16 protein-coding genes are annotated in these 18,931 nt (G+C 60.2%); 4 read left to right on the top strand and 12 right to left on the bottom strand.

Going from position 1 to position 18,931, the window contains the following annotated elements; all coding sequences use genetic code 11:
• Positions 1-211: 211 nt before the first annotated feature.
• The 9 genes from V476_RS22330 to V476_RS22370 all read right to left on the bottom strand — a co-directional run bounded on the left by V476_RS22330 (position 212) and on the right by V476_RS22370 (position 11,654).
• A complete protein-coding gene (locus tag V476_RS22330; protein WP_024960114.1) occupies positions 212-784 on the bottom strand; it encodes a sarcosine oxidase subunit gamma in 573 nt (190 codons plus the stop codon).
• Between the two features lie 3 nt (positions 785-787).
• Positions 788-3,694, bottom strand: a complete 2,907-nt coding sequence (locus V476_RS22335) for a 2Fe-2S iron-sulfur cluster-binding protein (RefSeq protein WP_024960113.1) — start codon at positions 3,692-3,694, stop codon at positions 788-790.
• A complete protein-coding gene (locus tag V476_RS22340) occupies positions 3,691-3,996 on the bottom strand; it encodes a sarcosine oxidase subunit delta (RefSeq protein WP_003396121.1) in 306 nt (101 codons plus the stop codon). The genes V476_RS22335 and V476_RS22340 overlap by 4 nt, the downstream gene beginning before the upstream one ends.
• A gap of 13 nt (positions 3,997-4,009) precedes the next feature.
• On the bottom strand, positions 4,010-5,251 hold the full coding sequence (locus tag V476_RS22345) for an FAD-dependent oxidoreductase (protein ID WP_024960112.1): 1,242 nt from the start codon (positions 5,249-5,251) through the stop codon (positions 4,010-4,012).
• Positions 5,233-6,135, bottom strand: coding sequence for a bifunctional methylenetetrahydrofolate dehydrogenase/methenyltetrahydrofolate cyclohydrolase FolD (gene folD, locus V476_RS22350; RefSeq protein WP_024960111.1), 903 nt, complete (start codon positions 6,133-6,135; stop codon positions 5,233-5,235). The genes V476_RS22345 and folD overlap by 19 nt, the downstream gene beginning before the upstream one ends.
• Positions 6,132-6,998, bottom strand: a complete 867-nt coding sequence (gene purU / locus V476_RS22355; protein ID WP_024960110.1) for a formyltetrahydrofolate deformylase — start codon at positions 6,996-6,998, stop codon at positions 6,132-6,134. Before purU ends, folD begins: the two co-directional genes overlap by 4 nt.
• A gap of 274 nt (positions 6,999-7,272) precedes the next feature.
• Complete coding sequence (locus V476_RS22360) at positions 7,273-8,001, bottom strand: DUF4198 domain-containing protein (RefSeq protein ID WP_024960109.1); 729 nt, start codon at positions 7,999-8,001, stop codon at positions 7,273-7,275.
• Between the two features lie 53 nt (positions 8,002-8,054).
• Positions 8,055-10,166, bottom strand: a complete 2,112-nt coding sequence (locus V476_RS22365; protein WP_024960108.1) for a TonB-dependent siderophore receptor — start codon at positions 10,164-10,166, stop codon at positions 8,055-8,057.
• Between the two features lie 186 nt (positions 10,167-10,352).
• Positions 10,353-11,654 carry an Nramp family divalent metal transporter gene (locus V476_RS22370; protein WP_024960107.1) on the bottom strand — a complete coding sequence of 434 codons (1,302 nt, stop codon included), beginning with the start codon at positions 11,652-11,654 and terminating at the stop codon, positions 10,353-10,355.
• 161 nt (positions 11,655-11,815) lie between these two features.
• On the opposite strand from V476_RS22370, the gene V476_RS22375 reads away from it, so the two are divergent.
• The gene (locus V476_RS22375; protein ID WP_024960106.1) at positions 11,816-12,565 is read left to right on the top strand and encodes a carbon-nitrogen hydrolase family protein; all 750 of its coding nucleotides are present in this window, start codon (positions 11,816-11,818) and stop codon (positions 12,563-12,565) included.
• A 6-nt stretch (positions 12,566-12,571) separates the two neighbouring features.
• On the opposite strand, the gene V476_RS22380 is transcribed toward V476_RS22375, so the two are convergent.
• The 3 genes from V476_RS22380 to V476_RS22390 all read right to left on the bottom strand — a co-directional run bounded on the left by V476_RS22380 (position 12,572) and on the right by V476_RS22390 (position 14,487).
• Positions 12,572-13,825, bottom strand: a complete 1,254-nt coding sequence (locus tag V476_RS22380; RefSeq protein ID WP_003423883.1) for an MFS transporter — start codon at positions 13,823-13,825, stop codon at positions 12,572-12,574.
• A 105-nt stretch (positions 13,826-13,930) separates the two neighbouring features.
• Positions 13,931-14,113 carry a DUF1289 domain-containing protein gene (locus V476_RS22385; protein ID WP_024960105.1) on the bottom strand — a complete coding sequence of 61 codons (183 nt, stop codon included), beginning with the start codon at positions 14,111-14,113 and terminating at the stop codon, positions 13,931-13,933.
• A gap of 2 nt (positions 14,114-14,115) precedes the next feature.
• Positions 14,116-14,487 (bottom strand): hypothetical protein, encoded by a 372-nt coding sequence (locus V476_RS22390; RefSeq protein ID WP_003315516.1) that lies wholly within the window; start codon positions 14,485-14,487, stop codon positions 14,116-14,118.
• Between the two features lie 199 nt (positions 14,488-14,686).
• Between V476_RS22390 and V476_RS22395 the strand changes: the two genes are divergently transcribed.
• From V476_RS22395 to V476_RS22405, 3 genes are all read left to right on the top strand, one after another.
• On the top strand, positions 14,687-15,778 hold the full coding sequence (locus tag V476_RS22395; protein WP_024960104.1) for an SMP-30/gluconolactonase/LRE family protein: 1,092 nt from the start codon (positions 14,687-14,689) through the stop codon (positions 15,776-15,778).
• A gap of 108 nt (positions 15,779-15,886) precedes the next feature.
• Positions 15,887-16,723, top strand: coding sequence for a DUF1206 domain-containing protein (locus V476_RS22400; RefSeq protein WP_016567949.1), 837 nt, complete (start codon positions 15,887-15,889; stop codon positions 16,721-16,723).
• 208 nt (positions 16,724-16,931) lie between these two features.
• A complete protein-coding gene (locus V476_RS22405) occupies positions 16,932-18,917 on the top strand; it encodes a methyl-accepting chemotaxis protein (RefSeq protein WP_024960103.1) in 1,986 nt (661 codons plus the stop codon).
• Positions 18,918-18,931 lie beyond the last annotated feature (14 nt).

The following is an 18,931-nucleotide window of genomic DNA, read 5'->3' on the forward strand; positions in this document are numbered from 1 at the left end:
AGCTCCGGGATGTCCGTTACTGCCGCAGGTGTTGGGCGCTGCATGGACGCAGTCTGCGCCACCAGGCGTTGGCCTGAGAGTCGTTCTTATGGTCTACCAACAGGTCAACGGCTTTTTGCCGGCATTCTTTAACTGGCTTGGCGGTAACAGACACTTGTTGTCGTTTATGAGCACGACACGACCTTTGTTCAGTAACGCAGTAACCCGGGGTTCATAAATAGCGTCCTCCAAACTCGGTCATGGCATCCAGCATCGCGTCCTTGAAGTAAGCCAGCGAAGCCCGATCGAAGAGGATCTGGAAACAGGGTTCGGCCTGCGCGCCGAGGTTGATGACGATCACATTGATGCGCGCCGCCGAGGTCTGCGCCACCGAACCTGGCGCAAAAACGTTGGGACGCAGATCTACGCCACACAGCTTGGCCATCACCTCGGCGATACACTCGCCACTCAGTTGCAGCCAGGCATGGCTGTCTTCGCGAGGCAGCAGGTAATTGGCGCTGTGGTCCAGCTCCCAGCGCGCTTCTTCATCGGCGATGCGCTGCCCGTCATCAAGCGGGCTGCCCAGCACCAGGTATTCGGTCTGCGAAAGGCGCGCAACATGGCTGCCGTCCGCCTGTGTGACGGCGCGGTTCGGTGCCTCGGGCAGGCTGAAACCGCGTGCCGTGAGGTAGTCAGCGCTTTGCGTGCCGCGAAATCCCACGCGTGGCCGATCGGTCAGGTCTTGCAGCGTGCACAAGGCGCGCGCGGTGGCGCCGACAGGGCTGTTCTGGATAAGGCTGGTCATGGGTCAGAGCTCCTGGCGCTGGTTTTCAGGGTCGAAGAAGGGCAGTTTCACGACGGTTGCCTGAACCACCACGCCATCTTCGACGCGGATCGGAATCTGCTGGCCGGGAGTGCTCTGGTCGAACGCGGCATAGGCCATGCCGATGATCATGCCCAGGGTCGAGGAGTACTCGCAGGACGTCACATTGCCACTGATGTCCGGGCCCTTGAGCACCAGATGGCCCTCAAGCGGCAGCGGGCTGGCCTTGGGCAGGGTGAAGCCAACCAGTTTGCGCTTCTGCGGCCGGGCTTCGAGGATGTCCACCGAGCGGCGGCCGACGAAGAACGGCTTGCTGCGGCTGACGGCCCAACCCATGTCGATCTCGACCGGGTGGGTCATGCCGTCGGTGTCCTGGCTGATAATGACGTGGCCTTTTTCCAGACGTAACAGGCGTTGCGTCTCGACGCCGAACGGACGCATGTCGAAGGCCTTGCCAGCCTCGACAAGTGCATCCCAGAGCCTGAGCGCGTGACGAGCGGGAACGTGGATCTCGTAGCCCAGTTCACCTACAAAGCCGACCCGCAACAGCCGCGCCTTGATACCGGCAACAGTGCCCAGGCGCACGCCAAGATAAGGGAAACCTGCGCCAGACAGATCAAGGTCGGTACAGACCTGCTCCAGCACCTTGCGCGAATCCGGACCTGCCACGTTGACTGCAGCAATGGCCGCCGTGACATTGGTGATGTCCACGTTCAGACGCCACTGGGCATTCCACTTGAGCATCTGCTGATAAATGCGATCCACACCGCTGGTGGTGGCAGTGACGTAGAAATGCTGTTCGGCAAAGCGCGCGCAAACGCCGTCGTCGATGACCACGCCTTGCTCGTTGGTCATCAGCGCATAACGCGAACGCCCGACCGGCTGTTTGAGAAAGGCGAAGGTATACAGGCAGTTGAGCAGCTCGGCGGCATCGGGGCCGCGCACGTCCAGGCCGCCGAGTGTCGACACGTCGATGATGCCGACCTTGTTGCGCACGTGCAGCGCTTCCTGCTGCATGCAGGCATCGCGTTGCGAGGGTTTGCCATAGAACGCGGGACGCTGCCAGATCCCGGCCGGCATCATTTTCGCGCCTGCCTGCACATGACGCTGGTGCATGGGCGTCTGCCGATACGGATCGAAGGCACGACCTGCAACATGTGCCAGTTTCTCTGCCTCGAAGGGCGGCCGGGCCGTGGTCACGCCGGTTTCACTGACACTGCGCTGGGTCGAGGCAGCCACCAGTCGTGCGGTAGGCAGTGCCGAGTGACGACCCTGTGAGGGGCCCATGCCCACCGTGGAATAGCGTTTTACCAACTGGATGTCGCGATAGCCGATGCGCGTGGCATTGACGATATCGCGTACCTGAAGGTCTTCGTCGAAGTCGACAAAGTCCTTGCCGTCAGGGTGCGGGAAGATCGGCCAGGCGAAGTTGACCTGCGCTTCGCTGCGCAGCGCGGCAGGTTTGTCAGCCGATGCCAGGCCAAGTGCCGAGACCACGCTGGCGGCGGCATGGGCGGCATCGGCCAGTACGTTGTCCAGCGCGTGGTAACCGTTGACCGAGCCTGCGATGCTCAGGTTCTGTGGCAGGCTACTGATGGCGAATTCGGCCTGCTGATCGTCATAGGCCAGCTTGCCGCCGGCCTGACACAACAACTGGTAGACCGGCATATAGCCGCCTGACATGCACAACAGATCGCAGTCGACACGCGAGCCGCTGTTCGCCACCTGACCCTGGCCGGTGATCTTGCGCAGTTCGGCGCCGCTCACATGGCGCATGCCTTTCTCATGCAGCGCTTCATAGACCGTTGTGTTCACGTGGCAGACGATGCCGCGCTTCTCCAGAGCAAGCCGCAGCGTCCGGTCCGACGGGCTGCTGCGCATGTCGGCCACTGCGACCACGTCGACGCCCTGATCGTGCAAATCCAGTGCGGCGAGGTAACCGTCATCATTGCCGGTCAGCACCACCGCGCGTTTGCCAGGCTTGACGGCGTACAACTTGATCAGCCGCTGTACGGCGCTGGTCAGCATCACGCCAGGGAGGTCGTTGTTGCGGAAAATCACCGGCTGATCGAACGAGCCACTGCACACCAGACAGTGCGTGGCGCGCACCTTGTACAAACGCTTGCCCTGAATCACCGGCAGGTAGTTGTTGGTGAACCAGGCATTGCAGGTCGCTTGCTTGAGCACCTGGATATTGTCATGTGCTTCTACTGCAGCGACCAGTTCACGCCGCAGCTGTTCGGCACGCAGGCCGTCGACATCGAAGCGGGCATACGCCAGCGAACCGCCGAGGATCGGCTGCTGTTCGATCAGCAACACCTTGGCGCCGGCATTGGCGGCGCTCAGTGCTGCCTGCAAGCCGGCAGGTCCCGCGCCGATCACCGCCAGATCCGTGAACAGGTAGGCCTTGTCGTAGTACTCGGGCTGGAACGTCAGGTCCAGCACGCCAAGGCCGGCCTTCTTGCGAATGACCGGTTCCCAGACTTTCCACATGCCCTTGGGCTTGTAGAACGAGCGGTAGTAGAACCCCACCGGCATGAACTTCGAGAACTTGCCCAGGTACGCGTCCCGGTCGTTGTCCAGCGAGCCGCTGAAGTTCTGGCCGGTGGCCTGCAAGCCTTCCTGCAGGGCAACGGTGTCGGCCATTACGTTGGGCTCGTGAGGCAACTGGATCAGGCTGTTGGCGTCCTGTCCGGCCATGGTCAGCGGACCGCGCGGGCGGTGGTACTTGAATGACCGTGAAAGCAGGAAGCGACCGTTGGCCAGCAGCGCACTGGCAATACTGTCGCCCTGCAGGCCCTGATAGGTTTTGCCATCGAAGCTGAACGTGAGCGGCCGGGTGCGATCGATCAGCAGGCCCATGGGCGCGGGCAGGCGGGCGGGGGTGGTCATCCTGCGATCTCCTTGGAGGCGAGAGGGGCGAAGTCGATACGTGCGGTAAATAGTTCGCGTGGATCGAAGGTGCGGATGATCTCGTCGCTGCCGGTGTGGCGCTCGGCCAGGAACCAGTAGCTGGAGGGATTGTGCATCCACCACTCGCGCACCACGCCCAGCGTGTCCTCACTGTTGAACACGTAATCGGCCCACTCGGCGTCGCTGCAGGTTTGCGGGTCGGGCATGTGTTTGAATTCCCCGCCGTAGGTGAACTCGCTGATGTTGCGCGGCCCGTTGAGCGGGCAGGTCATGATTTTCATGTGTCGCTCTCCGTCAGTGGCTGGCCGCTGTTGCGCCCATTTCGTTGACTTGCTGAAAGGTCGAGAAGCGCTCGAGCGCGAATGGCTTGATCAACTCGGGCACCTTGCCGCCGCTGGCCACCAGTTCGGCCATGGTCTTGCCGCAGATCGGCGTGGCCTTGAAGCCCCAGGTGCCCCAGCCCGCATCCAGGTAGTAATTCCTGACCGGGGAGAGGCCCATGATCGGGCTGTAGTCCGGGGTCATGTCGGTGATCCCGGCCCATTGGCGCATCAGTTTGGCGTTGGCCAGAAACGGAAACATCTCGATGGCGTGGGCCAGCAGGCTTTCCTTGAGGTCCAGCGTCGAGCGGCTGTTGAACAACGGGTAGGGATCAGAGCCACCGCCAAACACCACTTCGCCACGGCTGGTCTGCTGCACATAGCAGTGCAGGGCGGACGAACTCACCAGCGGGTCAAGAAAGGGTTTGAAGGGTTGAGTGACCATCGCTTGCAGCGGGAAAGTCTGGATCGGCGAACGAATCCCGGCCTTCTTCATCATCTGCGAACTCATACCTGCCACCGCCTGCACGGCGCAACCGCACTGGATGGTGCCGCGATTGGTCTTCACCGCCTTAATGGTGCCGTTCTCGATCACCAGTTCCTGCACTTCGGTCAGTTGATGAATTTCCACTCCGCGCTTGGCCGCCTGCTTGGCGTAGCCCCAGGCAACCGCGTCATGCCGGGCGGTGCCGCCGTCGATGTGCCACAGGCCGGCGAGTACCGGCAGATGGCCGGGGTCCAGATTGAGACTCGGCACCAGTTCGCGGATCTGCTGGCGGTCGATCATCTCGGTGCGGCCGCCGAAATGCTTGTTGACCTCGGCGCGCTGGCGGAACGACCGGACCGTGGCGTCGGTATGCGCGAGGGTCAGTTGGCCGCGCTCGGAGTACATGATGTTGAAGTCGAACTCGTTGGACAGGCCCTGAAACATCTTCACCGACTCGACATAGAACTTCACGCCTTCGCTGGTCAGGTAATTGGAGCGGATCACCGCCGTGTTGCGCGCTGTATTGCCGCCGCCCAGGTAACCTTTTTCCAGCACGGCAATATTGGTGATGCCGTGGTATTTCGACAGGTAGTAGGCGGTAGCCAGGCCATGCCCGCCGCCGCCGATGATCACCACGTCGTAGGAGGACTTCAGTTCCTTGGGCGCAGGCAGATCTACCTCGACCGGGTACTCCGAGCTGAGCCCGTATTTCAACAGGTTGAAAGGCATACGGCCTCCGATTGGCTGCGTTGCGCGTGGGCTCGCTGCCGGGCAGCAGTCACGGTGTTTTTCATCAGAAAAGCGATGGTCATCGGGCCGACCCCGCCGGGAACCGGGGTGATGGCAGCGGCGACTTCGATGGCGCTGTCGAAATCCACATCGCCCACCAGGCGATTACGGCCGTGGTCCTCGATGCGATTGATACCGACGTCGATCACCACCGCGCCGCGCTTGAGCCAGCTGGCATCGATCAGGCGCGGACGGCCAACCGCCGCCACGACGATGTCGGCCAACTGGCACAAGGCCCTGGCGTCGTGACTGCGCGAATGCACCACCGTCACCGAGCAATGCGCTTGCAGCAGCAGGGCGGCCATGGGTTTGCCGACGATGTTGGAACGACCGATCACCACCGCATGCTTGCCGCTTAGATCGCCGCAGGTTTCTTCAAGCAAGTGCAGGCAGCCGCTGGGCGTGCAGGGCGTCAGTACGTTACGTCCCTGACTCAGGCCTCCGACGTTTTCACTGTGAAAACCGTCTACGTCCTTGCCCGGATCGATAGACTGCAGTACGCGGTTTTCTTCTAGGTGAGCGGGCAAGGGCAGTTGCAGGAGAATGCCGTTTACCGTGTTGTCGGCGTTCAATTCGGCAATCAACGCCAGTAAGCGTGCTTGGCTGCTGTCGGCCGGCAGTCGGTGCTCCAGCGAGCGAATGCCGGCTTCCTCGGCGCGCAGGATCTTGTTGCGTACGTAGACCTCACTGGCCGCGTCGTTACCTACCAGGATTACGGCCAGCGCCGGTTCGATGCCTTCGGCCTTCAAGGTGTCCACATCGTGTTTGACCTGTTGCAGAACGCGAGCGGCGGCGGCCTTGCCGTCGATGATGTGTGCGCTCATCGGAACACCACCGTTCGATCCGTGTTGAGAAACACGCGGTGCTCCAGGTGGTACTTGACTGCCCGCGACAGCGCGATGGTTTCGTTATTGCGTCCCGCCGCGACCAGGTCGGCAGGCAGGTAGACGTGATCGACGCGCTGCACTTCCTGCTCGATGATCGGACCTTCATCCAGGTCGCTGGTGACGTAGTGCGCGGTGGCGCCGATCAGCTTCACGCCGCGCTCGTAAGCCTGATGGTAGGGCTTGGCGCCCTTGAAACCCGGCAGAAACGAGTGATGGATATTGATCGCCCGACCCGCCAGTTGCTGGCACAGGTCGTCGGAGAGAATCTGCATGTAGCGCGCCAGCACCACCAGCTCGGTGCTGGTTTCATCGACCACCTTCATCAGCGCGGCTTCCTGCGCAGCCTTGGTTTCCCTGGTCACGGGCAGGTAGATGAAGCGAATGCCCTCACGTTCGGCCATCGGTCGCAGATCCAGGTGATTGGAGACGATGGCGGTGATGGTCATGTCCATTTCGCCCTTGTAGTAGCGGTACAGCAGGTCGGTCAGGCAGTGATCGAACTTGCTGACCATCAGCAGCACACGCATCGGCCGGCGCGTGTCGTGCAGCTCCCACTGCATGGCGAAGTCGTTGGCCACAGCGTCGAAGCCGGCTTTCAACTGCTGGATATCGCCCTCATGACCATCGTTGAAACGAAACACTGCGCGCATGAAAAAAGTGCCGCTGTACTCATCGTCGAACTGGGCCATTTCACCGATGTAGCAGCTGTTGCCAGCCAGGTAGGAGGTCACCGCCGCGACAATGCCGGAGGTCGCCGGGCAGCTGATCTTCAGGATGAAATGGTTCTTCTCGTGTTGCATGGCGTGTCCTCTGAAGGATGGCGGCAGTTTGGCGCAGGGCGAAAATGGTCAGATGCAGAGGGTTTCGTTGGCGAATAAAATTCTCTACAGGAATTTAATATTCTTGAGTGCTGTTTATAGGCGAAAGGAAATCCAGCGTCCAGGGGTTTCTGGAAACTTTGTTTACTAAAGGGAATATGGAGGGGCGAAGCAGCCGGGAGAGCGGAGCTCAGGCTCACGCTCCTGAAGACAGAAAACGCCTGCAGCAGGCGTTTTCCGGAAGCAGGAAGGGGGTTTACTCGTGATGCGCCTCACCAACAAACGTCAGCGAGGTAAACAAGCCGCGTTCGGCGATGTCGGCGTTGTCCTTGACCGGCAGCGTGACCTCGGCCGCGATGATATTCAGCCCCTCGTTACGCACGATGACGCTGGCCAGACCTTGTGCATCGGTTTCGGCGCTGACGACATCCGGTGCACTGCGGTAATCGCCGATCAGTTTGATGCCGGCGGCAGGTTTGCCGTCGATCAGTACGCGCACCGGCAGTGCTTTGCCTGCGCCGACTTTCAAGGGATCGGTCTGCGGTACGATCACGAAATTCAGTTTGTTGAACGCTGGCAGGTGCGCGCCTTCGGCGTAAATCGCCACGCTGTATTTGAAGGTGTGGATGGAGTCGGTGCCGTTGGGCACCTTGCTGCGGCCCTCGTTGATCCATTGCTTCCCGGCGTTGCGCGTCCACATGCCGTTATCCAGCGCAACGCTCATGACCGCAGGCGGCTTGAGCGGCACCAGACGCGCGTGGTCGTCAAGGCGTTGTACCGTCACCGGGATCATTTTGCCCTGCAGGTCGTAGGCCCACGCACCGCTGACTTTCTGCGCCTTGAAGGCGTTGTCTTCGGCGCCATGACCGTAGACCACTTCGATATTGCCGCGACGCTGTTCGGTCCACAGACCGTGCGCATTGACGTGACTGGCGAACAAAGCGCCGAGCAGGCCCAGGGCCAGGAAAGGTTTGCTTGAAAGCATGATGCGTCCTTGTTGTTGGGAGCGGGGTGTTGTGAATCGGGTGGTCATGGGCGTCAGAGACTGAGGGTCAGGCTGACCGTGAAGTTGCGCGGTTCGCCAGGCGCGACCCAGTAGTTGCTGTAGGAGCGCTCGTAGTATTTTTCATCGAAAATATTGTTCAGGTTCAGACCTACCGTGACGTTGTCGCTGGCTTTGTAATGCGCCAGCAGGTCTACGGTCTGGTAGGCCGGCAGCTCGAAGTCAGCGCCTGACTGCCCCGAGCGGTCGCCCACGTAGGTGTACGCCGCGCCCACATCCGAGCCGCGCAGCGCGCCTTCCTGGAACTCATAGACGCCCAGCAGGCTGCCGCTGTGTTTGGCGACACCGAGGATGCGACTGCCGGTGGGGATGCTCTGGTCGCCCTTGGTCACTTCGGCGTCAATGTAGGCGAAGGCACCGATGACCCGAATGGCTTCGCTGACCTGCCCGGTAAATTGCAGATCCAAGCCCTGGCTGCGAGCCTTGCCCACCGCACGATTGGTGTCGGTGCCCGGATCCAGCGCGAGAACGTTTTCCTTTTCGATATGAAAGGCGGCGAGGGTGGTGCTCAGGCGATCGTCGAACAGTTCGCTCTTGATCCCGACTTCGTAGCCGACGCCTTCTTCCGGGTCGAAGGTTTTGCCGGCGGCATCCAGGCCATTGTTGGGCTTGAACGAGGTGGAGGCGTTGGCGAACAGGCCGACCTGCGGTGTGAGTTGATAAAGCAGCCCGGCGCGCTGAGTGAAAGCGTCCTGGCGCTGACCGGAGGTGGCGTTGGTGGTGAAGTCATCGACCTGCTGATCGAAGTGCTCGTAGCGTACCCCGATCATGCCGCGCAGCTTGTCGGTAAAGACAATCTGGTCCTGCAGGTTCAGCGCGCGGCTTTCGACATGCTCGTAGAAATCAGTACCGGAGCGTGCGCCGGCGGGTTTCGGCTGGCCGTAGACCGGGTTGTAGATGTCGATGGCGTAGGGGCTGCCGGCGATGGTCGTGACGCGTTCGTTCTTGCGATAGTTCTCGTACTCGGTGCCGATCAGCACCTCGTGCTCGACCCCCATGCCATCGAAACGGCCGCGTAACTCTAACTGGGTGATGCTGTCATGCCAATTATTGTCGCGCTCCCGATAACGCCGATTGACGGTGTGCCCGTCGGCGTTCAGCGGGCGCGCCTCGCTGGCAAAACCGGACATCTCGCCCTGTTTGTAATGGCTGGCCAGGCGCAGCGACCACACATCGTTGAGCTGGTGGTCCAGCGCAAACTGGACCATGTTGTTGTCGTTATCGATGTCATCGGCCGGCTCGCCGAGGAAGGTCGAACGCGACACGCCGCTCCACTTGTTGTTGGGGGCGACCACGCCTCGGTCGAAAGTCGATGTGTGTCGGACGAACTCGGTTTCCACCAGCAGACGGGTGTCAGGGTTCAATTGCCAACTGAAGGACGGGGCGACAAACACCCGTTTGCTCTCTACATGGTCACGAAAGCTGTTGTTGTCTTCTACGGCCAGATTGACCCGCGAAAGCAGATTGCCTTCTTCATCCAGCGGCGTGTTGACGTCCAGCGCGGTGCGATAGCGATCCCAGCTGCCTGCGCTGGTCTGTAAGGTGGTAAAGGCTTCAGGCTGGGGTTTTTTGCTGACGATATTGACCGTGCCGCCCGGATCGCCACGCCCGTACAGGCTGGCGGCGGGGCCTTTCAGCACTTCGATGCGTTCGATGTTTGCGGCATCCGGCGTGGCAGGGTAGCCGCGGTTGGCGCTGAAGCCATCCTTGTAGAACTCGGACGTGGTAAAGCCGCGGATGCTGTACTCGTAAAGCGTCAGCCCGCCGAAGTTATTCTGCTTCGATACGCCGCCGGCAAAATCCAGCGCGCGCTCGACATTGTTGCTGCCAAGGTCCTTGAGCACTGAGGCAGGTACGACGCTGATCGACTGCGGGATATCCGCGATGGCAGTGTCGGTTTTGGTGGCCGTGGCCGAGCGGGTGGCGCGGTAGCCCTGGATCGGGCTGGTGGCGGTCTCGTACTGATAGTCGGAGGTGACGTTGACGCTTTCCAGTTCAATGGTCTGCGGGCCTTCCTCCGCGTATCCCGTATTGCCCAAAACTCCGATTGCCAAGCCTGCCAGAGACGCGATTCTACGAGACGACATATGAGACTTCCTGATAGTAATAGATACAATATAACATCTCCTTTGAGAATTATTGTTGTTTGTTGACGAGAGATGTAACCGTTGCATCTATCAGCAGGCATCCCGGGTTGATGCTCAGGATTCACGTGGTGGGAAAGGGGATAAAGTGCAAGGTCCATTTCCGTTGAGGAAATGGACCTTGCTCACTTACGCCAGCAACTCTGTCCCGAGTTGAAACGCCACCCACAACGCCAGTCCGGTGGCGAAGGTCAGCGCGATGTTTTCGAACCAGTTGTTGCGGTATTCCTTGCTCAGCAGTGACTTCTGATTGGACATGATCAGCAGCCCCAGCGAGATGACGGGCAACCCGATGATATTCAGCGCGTTGACGCCCAGCGTCAGGGTCACGAAGTCCGGCATGCCGGGCAGCGACCAGATCAGCGGGGTGACCAGAATGAACAGCATGAACCACCGGTGCATCGGGTCGTGGTGGAACACTTTGCCGTAGCGTTCGCGGCGCTTGGGCTGGATGTGCTGGAAGGCATCGGTGATCAGCATCGGAAAGGCTGTGGTCTTGCCGGAAATACTGGCGAACAGCGTGGCGAATACGCCGATGAAGAAGATGTACCAGCCCAGCGGGCCGAAGAAGATTTCCAGTGCCTTGCCCAGATCCGCCAGGGTATTGACCTGAATTCCGTTGGGCCGCAGGATTTCGACGCCCACCACCCAGATGGCCAGGTTGATGATGATGCCGACGATCACCGCGAACAGCAGATCGTTGCGCTGGATGCGCTTGTGCTCGGGGCCGGTCCAGCCTTTTTCACGCATCACGTAAGGGTGGACGAAGTTGGCGATCGACCCGGCCACGGCGCCGATCACCGAGACCGCCACCAGCAGCGCACCGTGCACGCCTTCATCAGGCGGAATACTGAAGCCGATGGTGCCCTTGATGATGCCGGTGACATCGGGTCCGGACATGATCGCCAGGGTCAGAAATGCCAGGGTCATGATGGCCAGCAGCACCTTCATCACGCCTTCGATCATTGCGTAGATATTGCGCCCCACCAACAGCCACACGGCAATCACCACTGCGACGGAGCAGAGCAGTGGCTGGTCGATGTGCAGCAGCATGGCAAGCGCCTCGCCAGCGCCCTTGATCATGTAGGCGTTTATCAAATGCCCCATGAGCAATGCGTAGCCAAGCATGAACCAGGCAAACAGCGGATGCAGCTGCGCGTAACCCTGAAGGATGGTCATGCCCTGGTTATTGCAGAGCTGGAAGCGGGCGATGATGTTGACGATCAGAAACCTGAGCAACAGCGAAATCGCCAGTACCCACATCATGGCGTAACCATAGCTGGCGCCTGCAACCGATGAGGTGATCAGGTCGCCCGCGCCCAGCCAGGACAGCACGGCGATAATGCCGGGCCCCAATAGCTTGGCAAGTTTCTTGAGACGGGGTTCGGCTACTGGCGTGGCCGTTTCTTTGAGAGACGGGGTATGCGGCATGCGGTGAATCTCCATTTTTTATTGTAATGAGATGTCAGTCACTGCCAGACAAGATAAGACGTCGTACAACATTGGTCGTGAGTGAAAATGTAACTATGTGTGAACCGACTGCGAGCCGGGCTAAGCTCGAGTCTGCCAATCCTGTCTTCTCTGGAGAGCCAATGACGTTTCCAATACTCGCCGCTGCCCAATTCTGCTCTGCGCGGGGAGATATCGAAAACAATCTCTCCGGGCACCTGGCGTTCATGCAACAGGCATCTGAGCTGGGCGCCAGTTACTTGCTGTTTCCCGAATTGTCACTGACAGGCTACGAGCCGGAATTGGCTCGCGAGCTGGCTTTGCTTGCAGACGATGCGCGTCTGGCGCCGCTCGTGGCATTGGCGGTGAAATTGCAATTGACGACCACCGTTGGCGTGCCACTCAGGGGGCCGAGCGACAGTGTCCTGATCGGCGCATTGACCTTCACCGCCGCGGGCGATGTCATCGCCTATGCCAAGCAATACCTGCATCCCGGCGAAGACGTCGTGTTCAATGCCAGCAACGAGGACGGCTATCTGCTCGTTGATCAGCAGCGAATCGGTCTGTGCGTGTGTGCAGACTTCGCCCACGCCGAGCACGCGCAACGTATGGCGCAAGGCGGATCCTGGGTGTACGCAGTCAGTGTGCTGATCTCGCCGGGCGGCTATGAATACGATGCCGGATTGCTTTCGGGGCATGCCGGCCGTCACTCGCTGCCGGTATTGATGGCCAATCATGGTGGGCCGACTGGCGGATGGCAGTCGGCGGGGCGCAGTTGTCTGTGGGACGAGGCAGGGCGCTGGGTTGGCGGGATGGAAGGTGGAGGTGGCGGTCTGGTAGTCGCAACCCGCCAGCGCGAGGGCTGGCAGGTAAAGGCGGTTACTGTGGACTAAGGGTGGTCACGCGCCCACGGCATTGTCCGGTTTGAGCCCGGTTTCGTTATGCGAGCGCGAAAGGGTCTCCGGCACCGTCAGCCACAACAGGCAGAACGCTACCGCTGCCACACCGGCGAGGGTCAGAAATGCCGCGCTGTAACCTGCTGCATGCACGACAAAACCGGCCAGGCTGTTGCTCAGCGCTGCACCCAGCCCGAACAGCGTGGACAGCGCGCCCAGACTCACGTTGAAACGCCCGCTGCCTTGAGTGAGGTCCTTGACCATCAATGGGAACAAGGCACCGAACAGGCCAGCGCCGATGCCGTCGAGCATCTGCACCGCCACCAGCCAATAGGGATCGTCGGAAAGGGTGTAAAGCACACCGCGAATCGGCAAGAATAGAAAGCCGGCCAGCAACAGCGGCTTACGCCCCCAGACATCCGCTTTCATGCCGACCAGCAGCGCGGCCGGCACCATCACCAGTTGGGCCGCGACAATGCACGCCGAGGTCAGCGGTGTCGCCATCTGCATATTGATTTGTGACAGCTTCTGGCTAACCAGCGGCAGCATTGCTGCGTTGGCCAGATGGAACAGCGCGCAGCAGATACCGAACATCAGCAGCGGCTTGTTGCTTAACAGCGCAGAAAGGCCTGACGGCTGGTGACCACTGACCTCGTGGCTGGCGTCGAAGCCCCGAGCCACGTCGTGATCGATCGCGTCTGCGGAAACGAAGCTGACCGCGACAATACTCGCCAGCGCCATGGCGGCCATCAGGTAAAACACCGCGATAGGACCGAAGAGGTAGGCGAAGCCGCCAGCCAAAAGGGCTGCGCAGGCATTACCAGCGTGGTTGAAGGTTTCGTTGCGCCCGGTACGGCGGGTAAACGCTTTGGGCCCGGTGATGCCCAGCGAAATGGCCGCGATGGCCGGTGCAAATACCGAGGCCGCAATGCTGCTCAACGCCTGGGTCAGGGCGACCACTGAAAAAGACGAAGTAAAGGGCAGAATCAGGCAGCTCAGCGTCACCAACAAGGCCGCCACACCGATCATGGCGCGCTTGTAGGGCGTTCTGTCGATCAGCGCCCCGGCAGGTGTCTGGGTCAGCAGTCCGGCAATACCGGCAATGGTCATCACCACGCCGATGCTGGCCGGGTCCCATTTGTGCACCGCCAGCAGATAGATCGCCAGATACGGGCCCAGGCCATCGCGCACATCGGCAAGGAAGAAATTCAGGCTATCCAGTGAAAGGGTGTTGCGGCGATCTGCATGACTGACCAAGAGTGAGGTTCCTGTAATTCGTCCGACTCCAGGCAACCGAGTCACGGGTAATACTGACCCGGGCCGTTTTAAAGAAGTTTCCGCACCCAAGATGAAATTTAGGCTTCAAATGCTCTTTTTCTGCAGGCTTTTCAGCCTCTGGGTTGCGCGTTGCGCGGCCGCCATCTTTTCAGGCCGTTTCATGCGCTTCCACTTGCGGATATCGTCCTTGGTACGTCCGCAGCTCACGCACAGATCACCGCTGAGCTGGCACACGGAAATGCACGGGTTTTCGATGTCCTTGGCTATGCTCAACCTCGTCTGGCGTATTTGCGTTTGATGCGCTGCTGCCAATCGCCTGCATTCTCGCGCAGGCACTGCTCTTCGCAGTCGACATGCACATGCGCCGCTGCATTCGACAGGCTGACCTGAGCATCGTCAAGTGCCTCTACCGTGAGACCGATCATGCGCTTGTCCAACCCGCGCTCCAGCGCAGCGTTCTTGTCAGCCAGCGTATCAAACACCCACACCACCTGCAGGCTGGCCGGGAACGCCGCGTAATCGACTTCATGAGTCAGCCAGCAGAAACCGGGCATCTCGGCCTTGGCGGTCTCGCAGGCGTGTGTCAGTGCGCTCACCAGACGCCGATCTGTCTGGGCCTGTTCGCGTTTGCTGGATGGCATGGTGGACCTTGGGTCGTTGAAAAGGAGTGGCGCAAGATACCTTATCGCGAGTGTGTGTCGAAGCATGAGAGACGGTATATCTGCAGGCGAAGTCTGATCGCACACGGCCATTATTCAAGCCATCCAGCGGTATCTTGTAGGATGACGTGCGGCCGCAAGACGCGCGCCTTTCCGACAATAAAGATAATGGATGCTCATCATGGACTTCTCATCGCCAGGCAATACACCTGATCACAGCCGCAGGGGCTTTCTTAAACAGTCACTGGCCGTTTCGGCGACCGTGGCCGCCATTGGCGCATTGCCGCGTCTTTCCAGCGCTCAGCCGCTGACCCAACGCTACCCCGACCCTTTGGTCAGTGTGCTGGACGACAGCTTTACCCACATACGAATCTTCAATGCCAGCGTCGAGAAGCTGGCCAGCGGCATGCGCTGGGCCGAAGGGCCTGTGTGGATCGGTGACGGTCGCTACTTGCTGGTCAGCGACATTGCCAACAATCGCATCATGCGTTGGGATGAGGTGACGGGTGAGCTGTCGGTGTACCGCGAGCACTCGAACTTTTCCAATGGCATGTGTCGCGACCGTCAGGGAAGACTGCTGGTTTGTGAGGGCTCCAGCACGACCAATGAGGGACGGCGGGTGACGCGTACCGAGTACAACGGGCGTATCACCGTGCTGGCCGACAGCTTTGAGGGCAAACCTTTCAATTCGCCCAACGATATCGCCTGCAAACGTGATGGGTCTATCTGGTTCACCGATCCCACCTTCCAGGCCGAAAGCAACTACGAAGGTCAAAAGGTCAAGCAGGAGCAACCCTTCGGCGTCTATCGCATAGACCCCTCGAACGGCAAGGTCTCCAGAGTGATTGATGATCTGGCAGGTCCGAACGGCCTGTGCTTTTCGCCGGACGAGAAAACCTTGTACGTTGTTGAAGGACGCGCCAAACCCCACGGCCTCATCTGGGCGATAGCGGTCAACGAAGACGGCACGCTGGGCGAGCGGCGCAAGCTTATCGAAGGCCTGGACTACGCGGCCATCGACGGCATCAAGTGCGACGAGGGCGGCAACCTGTGGTGCGGCTGGGGCGGTAACGGTGATCCCAAGGCGGATATGGAGAAACTCGACGGCGTGCGAGTGTTCAACCCTCAAGGCAAGGCCATCGGTCATATCAGTCTGCCCGAACGCTGCGCCAATATCTGTTTCGGCGGGCGAGAGGGCAATCGGCTGTTCATGGCCAGCAGCCATTCGCTTTATTCGGTGTTCGTGAACGCGCGCGGCGCTACGTTTGCCTGACGGCGCGTGACCCGATGACGGCGCATGACACGACGCGTCGTCAATCGGGTCGAACCCCTTGGGCCGTGCCCGGTCTGTTCCTGTAATTACTTTCAGGGATAGTTATTTATGTCGGCGCAACGCGGCCTGGTTCTACTTGCACGAGGCGGTTATGCCGCCCGTGGTGTTGTTTATCTGATTATCGGTCTGTTCGCGGTACTGGCGGCGCAGGGCTCCTCGCAGCCGGCCGACAGCCACAGCAGTCTTGAAGCGCTGTTGAGCCAGCCTTTCGGCGGCGTTCTGGTCGGGGTGGTGATCGTCGGTCTGTTGGCGTTCGCGGCATGGCGAGTCCTGCAGGCTACCCGGGACGTTGATCATCATGGCCGCGAACTCAAAGGGCTGGTGATTCGCGGCGGTCTGTTGGTGGGCGGCTTTACGTACGGCGCATTGGCGTTCTTTGCCTTGGGCCTGCTAGTCAGTGGGCTGAAGAGCTCCGGAGGCTCATCGGATGGCGGGCAGGCCAAGGACCTGCTCGCAGCCATTTTGTCCTGGGATCATTCCAATCTGCTGGTCTATGTGGTCGCCCTGGTGCCCCTGGGGCTGGGCATTGTGCACATCATCAAGGGCTACAAGGCGTCCTTCGAGAAGTATTTCGAGGCCGACGAAGACGTCATGAAATACGTGCGTCCTGTCTCGCGCTTCGGCCTGATCGCCCGCGGCGTGGCGTTCATCGAAATCGCCGTATTACTGGCGGTCAGCGGCTCCAGTTATCAGGCCATGCACCCGCCGGGCATGAAAGATGCGCTCAACGGTTTGCAGGATCTGCCCGCAGGCGGCCTGGTATTGCTGATCGTGGCACTTGGGCTGATTGCGTTTTCGGTGTACAGCTTTGCTCAGGCGGCCTGGCGCCGGATCAATATGGACGTGCCTGATGCGCCGGAGGCCGTGGCGCGTCATTTCCGCTGAACACCCGCATTTGGCGGAGGACTGCGTGACGTCTCAGGTCAGGCAGTCCGTTTCAGGGGTGCCTGCCAGTAAAAATAATGTGATCTACGTCTCAAGTCGCCCTTGGCGCGGCCGACATTCTCTTTAGCGCTGCGATAATTTTCCGGACTGACGTTCTCCACGCGGGCCCGGATCAGATTCAGCGCAATAAAAATAAAAGAGGATAGCCATGACCATTCTTCAGCGAGTGATCGGTGGATTTGCTGTGCTGGTGGTACTGCTGCTCGCCATGGCAGGTATCAGCTATCAAAGCACTCATTCCATAAGCGATCGGATCAGCGTCATCACAGGGCAATCCGCACCCTTGAGCAGGGCGGCGAGCGAGCTATACGTGCATGTGCTGCGCGCCAACCAGGCACTGCTCGGGGTTCTGGTCAGCACTGATCCCAAACAGATCGACGATGGCAAGCAGCCGTTCAACGAGAGCATGACCCGGTTCAATCAGTTGCTGGACAGCACGCCTGCCTATATTGGCGATCATGCTGAATTGCGCGACAACCTGAACCAGCAACGCCAACTGAGTGCTGCTTATGCCGAGCAGGCGCAGACGCTGATTGCCAGCCATCGGCAGCACGTTCTGCAGGCACTTCAGAGCCGAGTGTTGCAGGGCTACAGCAGCAGTCAGGGCGCGCAACTGACCGGTTATCTTCGTGACTATATTGCCCGCGAGCGCAACGCCGGTTCCGCAGAGACGGTGGCAGCGGGGGAAAAGCTGCTACTGGAGGTCGGCAAATCCTACGATGGTCTGGCTGCCCATGCCGCCACACCGAATATTCAGACCTTGCAGCGCGTACTCAACTTGCAGGATGAGGTGATCAGTACCCGCACACGGGAGCTCATCGCAGCCGACCCGCGCGCTGGCCGGATTGCCGCAGTGATGGTCAACCGCCTGCTTAACGATCTGACTGGCAGCGACGGCGTTTATCAGGCCTACAGGCAGGAAGCGGCACTCGCCGAGCAGGTCGACAAGCAGCGCCAGGCAGCGGAAACCCGTCTTCAAGCAACGCTGAGCAAGATCGGCGAGTTCGGCAATCAGTCACTGGCGGTGGCCAACGACGCCAAGGCCGGGGCGGATTCGACGATTGCCACCAGCCTTAGCCTGTTGCTGATCGCCTGCCTGCTGGCCGTCATGGCGGCAGCAATCATCGGCACATGGGTCGCCTTCAGCCTTCGTCGCCCTCTGGCTGCGTTTCGCGAGGTTTTGAAGACGCTCACCAGTGGCGACATGCGGGTACGTTTCGACGTCAGCCGCCGCGATGAGTTTGGTGAGTTGGGTGGTTATCTCAATGAATTCACCCAGTCGTTGCAACAGACGTTTCGTCAACTGATCGGGTCGGCCGACAACCTGGCGCTGACCGCCAGCCAGAACGCGCAGATCAGTGAGCAGACGACCCGCGTGGTGGACGAGCAGAAGGATCGGCTCAACTCTGCCGCGTCAGCCATGACTGAAATGGAGAGCACGGTCGAGGAAGTCGCCCGTCGGGCTCAGGACACACGCGGCGCGGTGGACAGCACCAGTGAGCTGACCGGGAAAGTGCAAAAGCGCGTGGCTGAAACCATCGTCAACATTCGCCAGCAGGCTGAACAGGTCAACAAGGCGTCTGCGGTGACCGACGAGTTGCAGAAATACGGGCAGAACATCGACGGTATCGTCGACGCCATTCGCACCATTGCCGAACAGACCAACCTGCTGGCGCTCAACGCCGCCATCGAAGCGGCGCGGGCTGGCGAGCAGGGCAGGGGCTTTGCGGTGGTGGCCGATGAGGTACGCTCGCTGGCCGGTCGCACTCAAACCTCAACCAGCGAGATACAGGAAATGATCGGCCAGATGCAGAGCAAGATCCATTCGGCGGTAGAGGTGATGAACGAAAGCCAGATCCAGTCCGACCATTGCGTGACACTGGCTTCCGGCGCTGATCAATTGCTGGTGGAAATGGGCGAGGCGGTGGATGTGATTCGCGACATGAACATTCAGATCGCTGCGGCCACTGAACAGCAAAGCGCGACGGTGCAGGAGACCAGTCGCATGGTCACCCACATCAACGATTCCGCCCAGCAGGCCGCCGACGGTGCCGAGCAATCGGCAATCAGCAGTCAGGACCTGTCGAAAATGGCCAGGGATCAGCGCGAGCTGCTTCATCATTTCAGCGTTTAACGCCCCGGGAGTCA

Source organism: Pseudomonas syringae KCTC 12500, assembly GCF_000507185.2.
Taxonomy (GTDB): domain Bacteria; phylum Pseudomonadota; class Gammaproteobacteria; order Pseudomonadales; family Pseudomonadaceae; genus Aquipseudomonas; species Aquipseudomonas syringae.

What these genes read in the sequence shown, in the direction of transcription:
- V476_RS22370 (WP_024960107.1), bottom strand. Translation starts at nt 11,654, where the DNA reads ATGCCGCATACCCCGTCTCTCAAAGAAACGGCCACGCCAGTAGCCGAA.
- V476_RS22375 (WP_024960106.1), top strand. Translation starts at nt 11,816, where the DNA reads ATGACGTTTCCAATACTCGCCGCTGCCCAATTCTGCTCTGCGCGGGGA.
- V476_RS22335 (WP_024960113.1), bottom strand. Translation starts at nt 3,694, where the DNA reads ATGACCACCCCCGCCCGCCTGCCCGCGCCCATGGGCCTGCTGATCGAT.
- V476_RS22405 (WP_024960103.1), top strand. Translation starts at nt 16,932, where the DNA reads ATGACCATTCTTCAGCGAGTGATCGGTGGATTTGCTGTGCTGGTGGTA.
- V476_RS22365 (WP_024960108.1), bottom strand. Translation starts at nt 10,166, where the DNA reads ATGTCGTCTCGTAGAATCGCGTCTCTGGCAGGCTTGGCAATCGGAGTT.
- V476_RS22400 (WP_016567949.1), top strand. Translation starts at nt 15,887, where the DNA reads ATGTCGGCGCAACGCGGCCTGGTTCTACTTGCACGAGGCGGTTATGCC.
- purU (WP_024960110.1), bottom strand. Translation starts at nt 6,998, where the DNA reads ATGCAACACGAGAAGAACCATTTCATCCTGAAGATCAGCTGCCCGGCG.
- V476_RS22330 (WP_024960114.1), bottom strand. Translation starts at nt 784, where the DNA reads ATGACCAGCCTTATCCAGAACAGCCCTGTCGGCGCCACCGCGCGCGCC.
- V476_RS22395 (WP_024960104.1), top strand. Translation starts at nt 14,687, where the DNA reads ATGGACTTCTCATCGCCAGGCAATACACCTGATCACAGCCGCAGGGGC.
- V476_RS22340 (WP_003396121.1), bottom strand. Translation starts at nt 3,996, where the DNA reads ATGAAAATCATGACCTGCCCGCTCAACGGGCCGCGCAACATCAGCGAG.
- V476_RS22360 (WP_024960109.1), bottom strand. Translation starts at nt 8,001, where the DNA reads ATGCTTTCAAGCAAACCTTTCCTGGCCCTGGGCCTGCTCGGCGCTTTG.
- folD (WP_024960111.1), bottom strand. Translation starts at nt 6,135, where the DNA reads ATGAGCGCACACATCATCGACGGCAAGGCCGCCGCCGCTCGCGTTCTG.
- V476_RS22345 (WP_024960112.1), bottom strand. Translation starts at nt 5,251, where the DNA reads ATGCCTTTCAACCTGTTGAAATACGGGCTCAGCTCGGAGTACCCGGTC.
- V476_RS22390 (WP_003315516.1), bottom strand. Translation starts at nt 14,487, where the DNA reads ATGCCATCCAGCAAACGCGAACAGGCCCAGACAGATCGGCGTCTGGTG.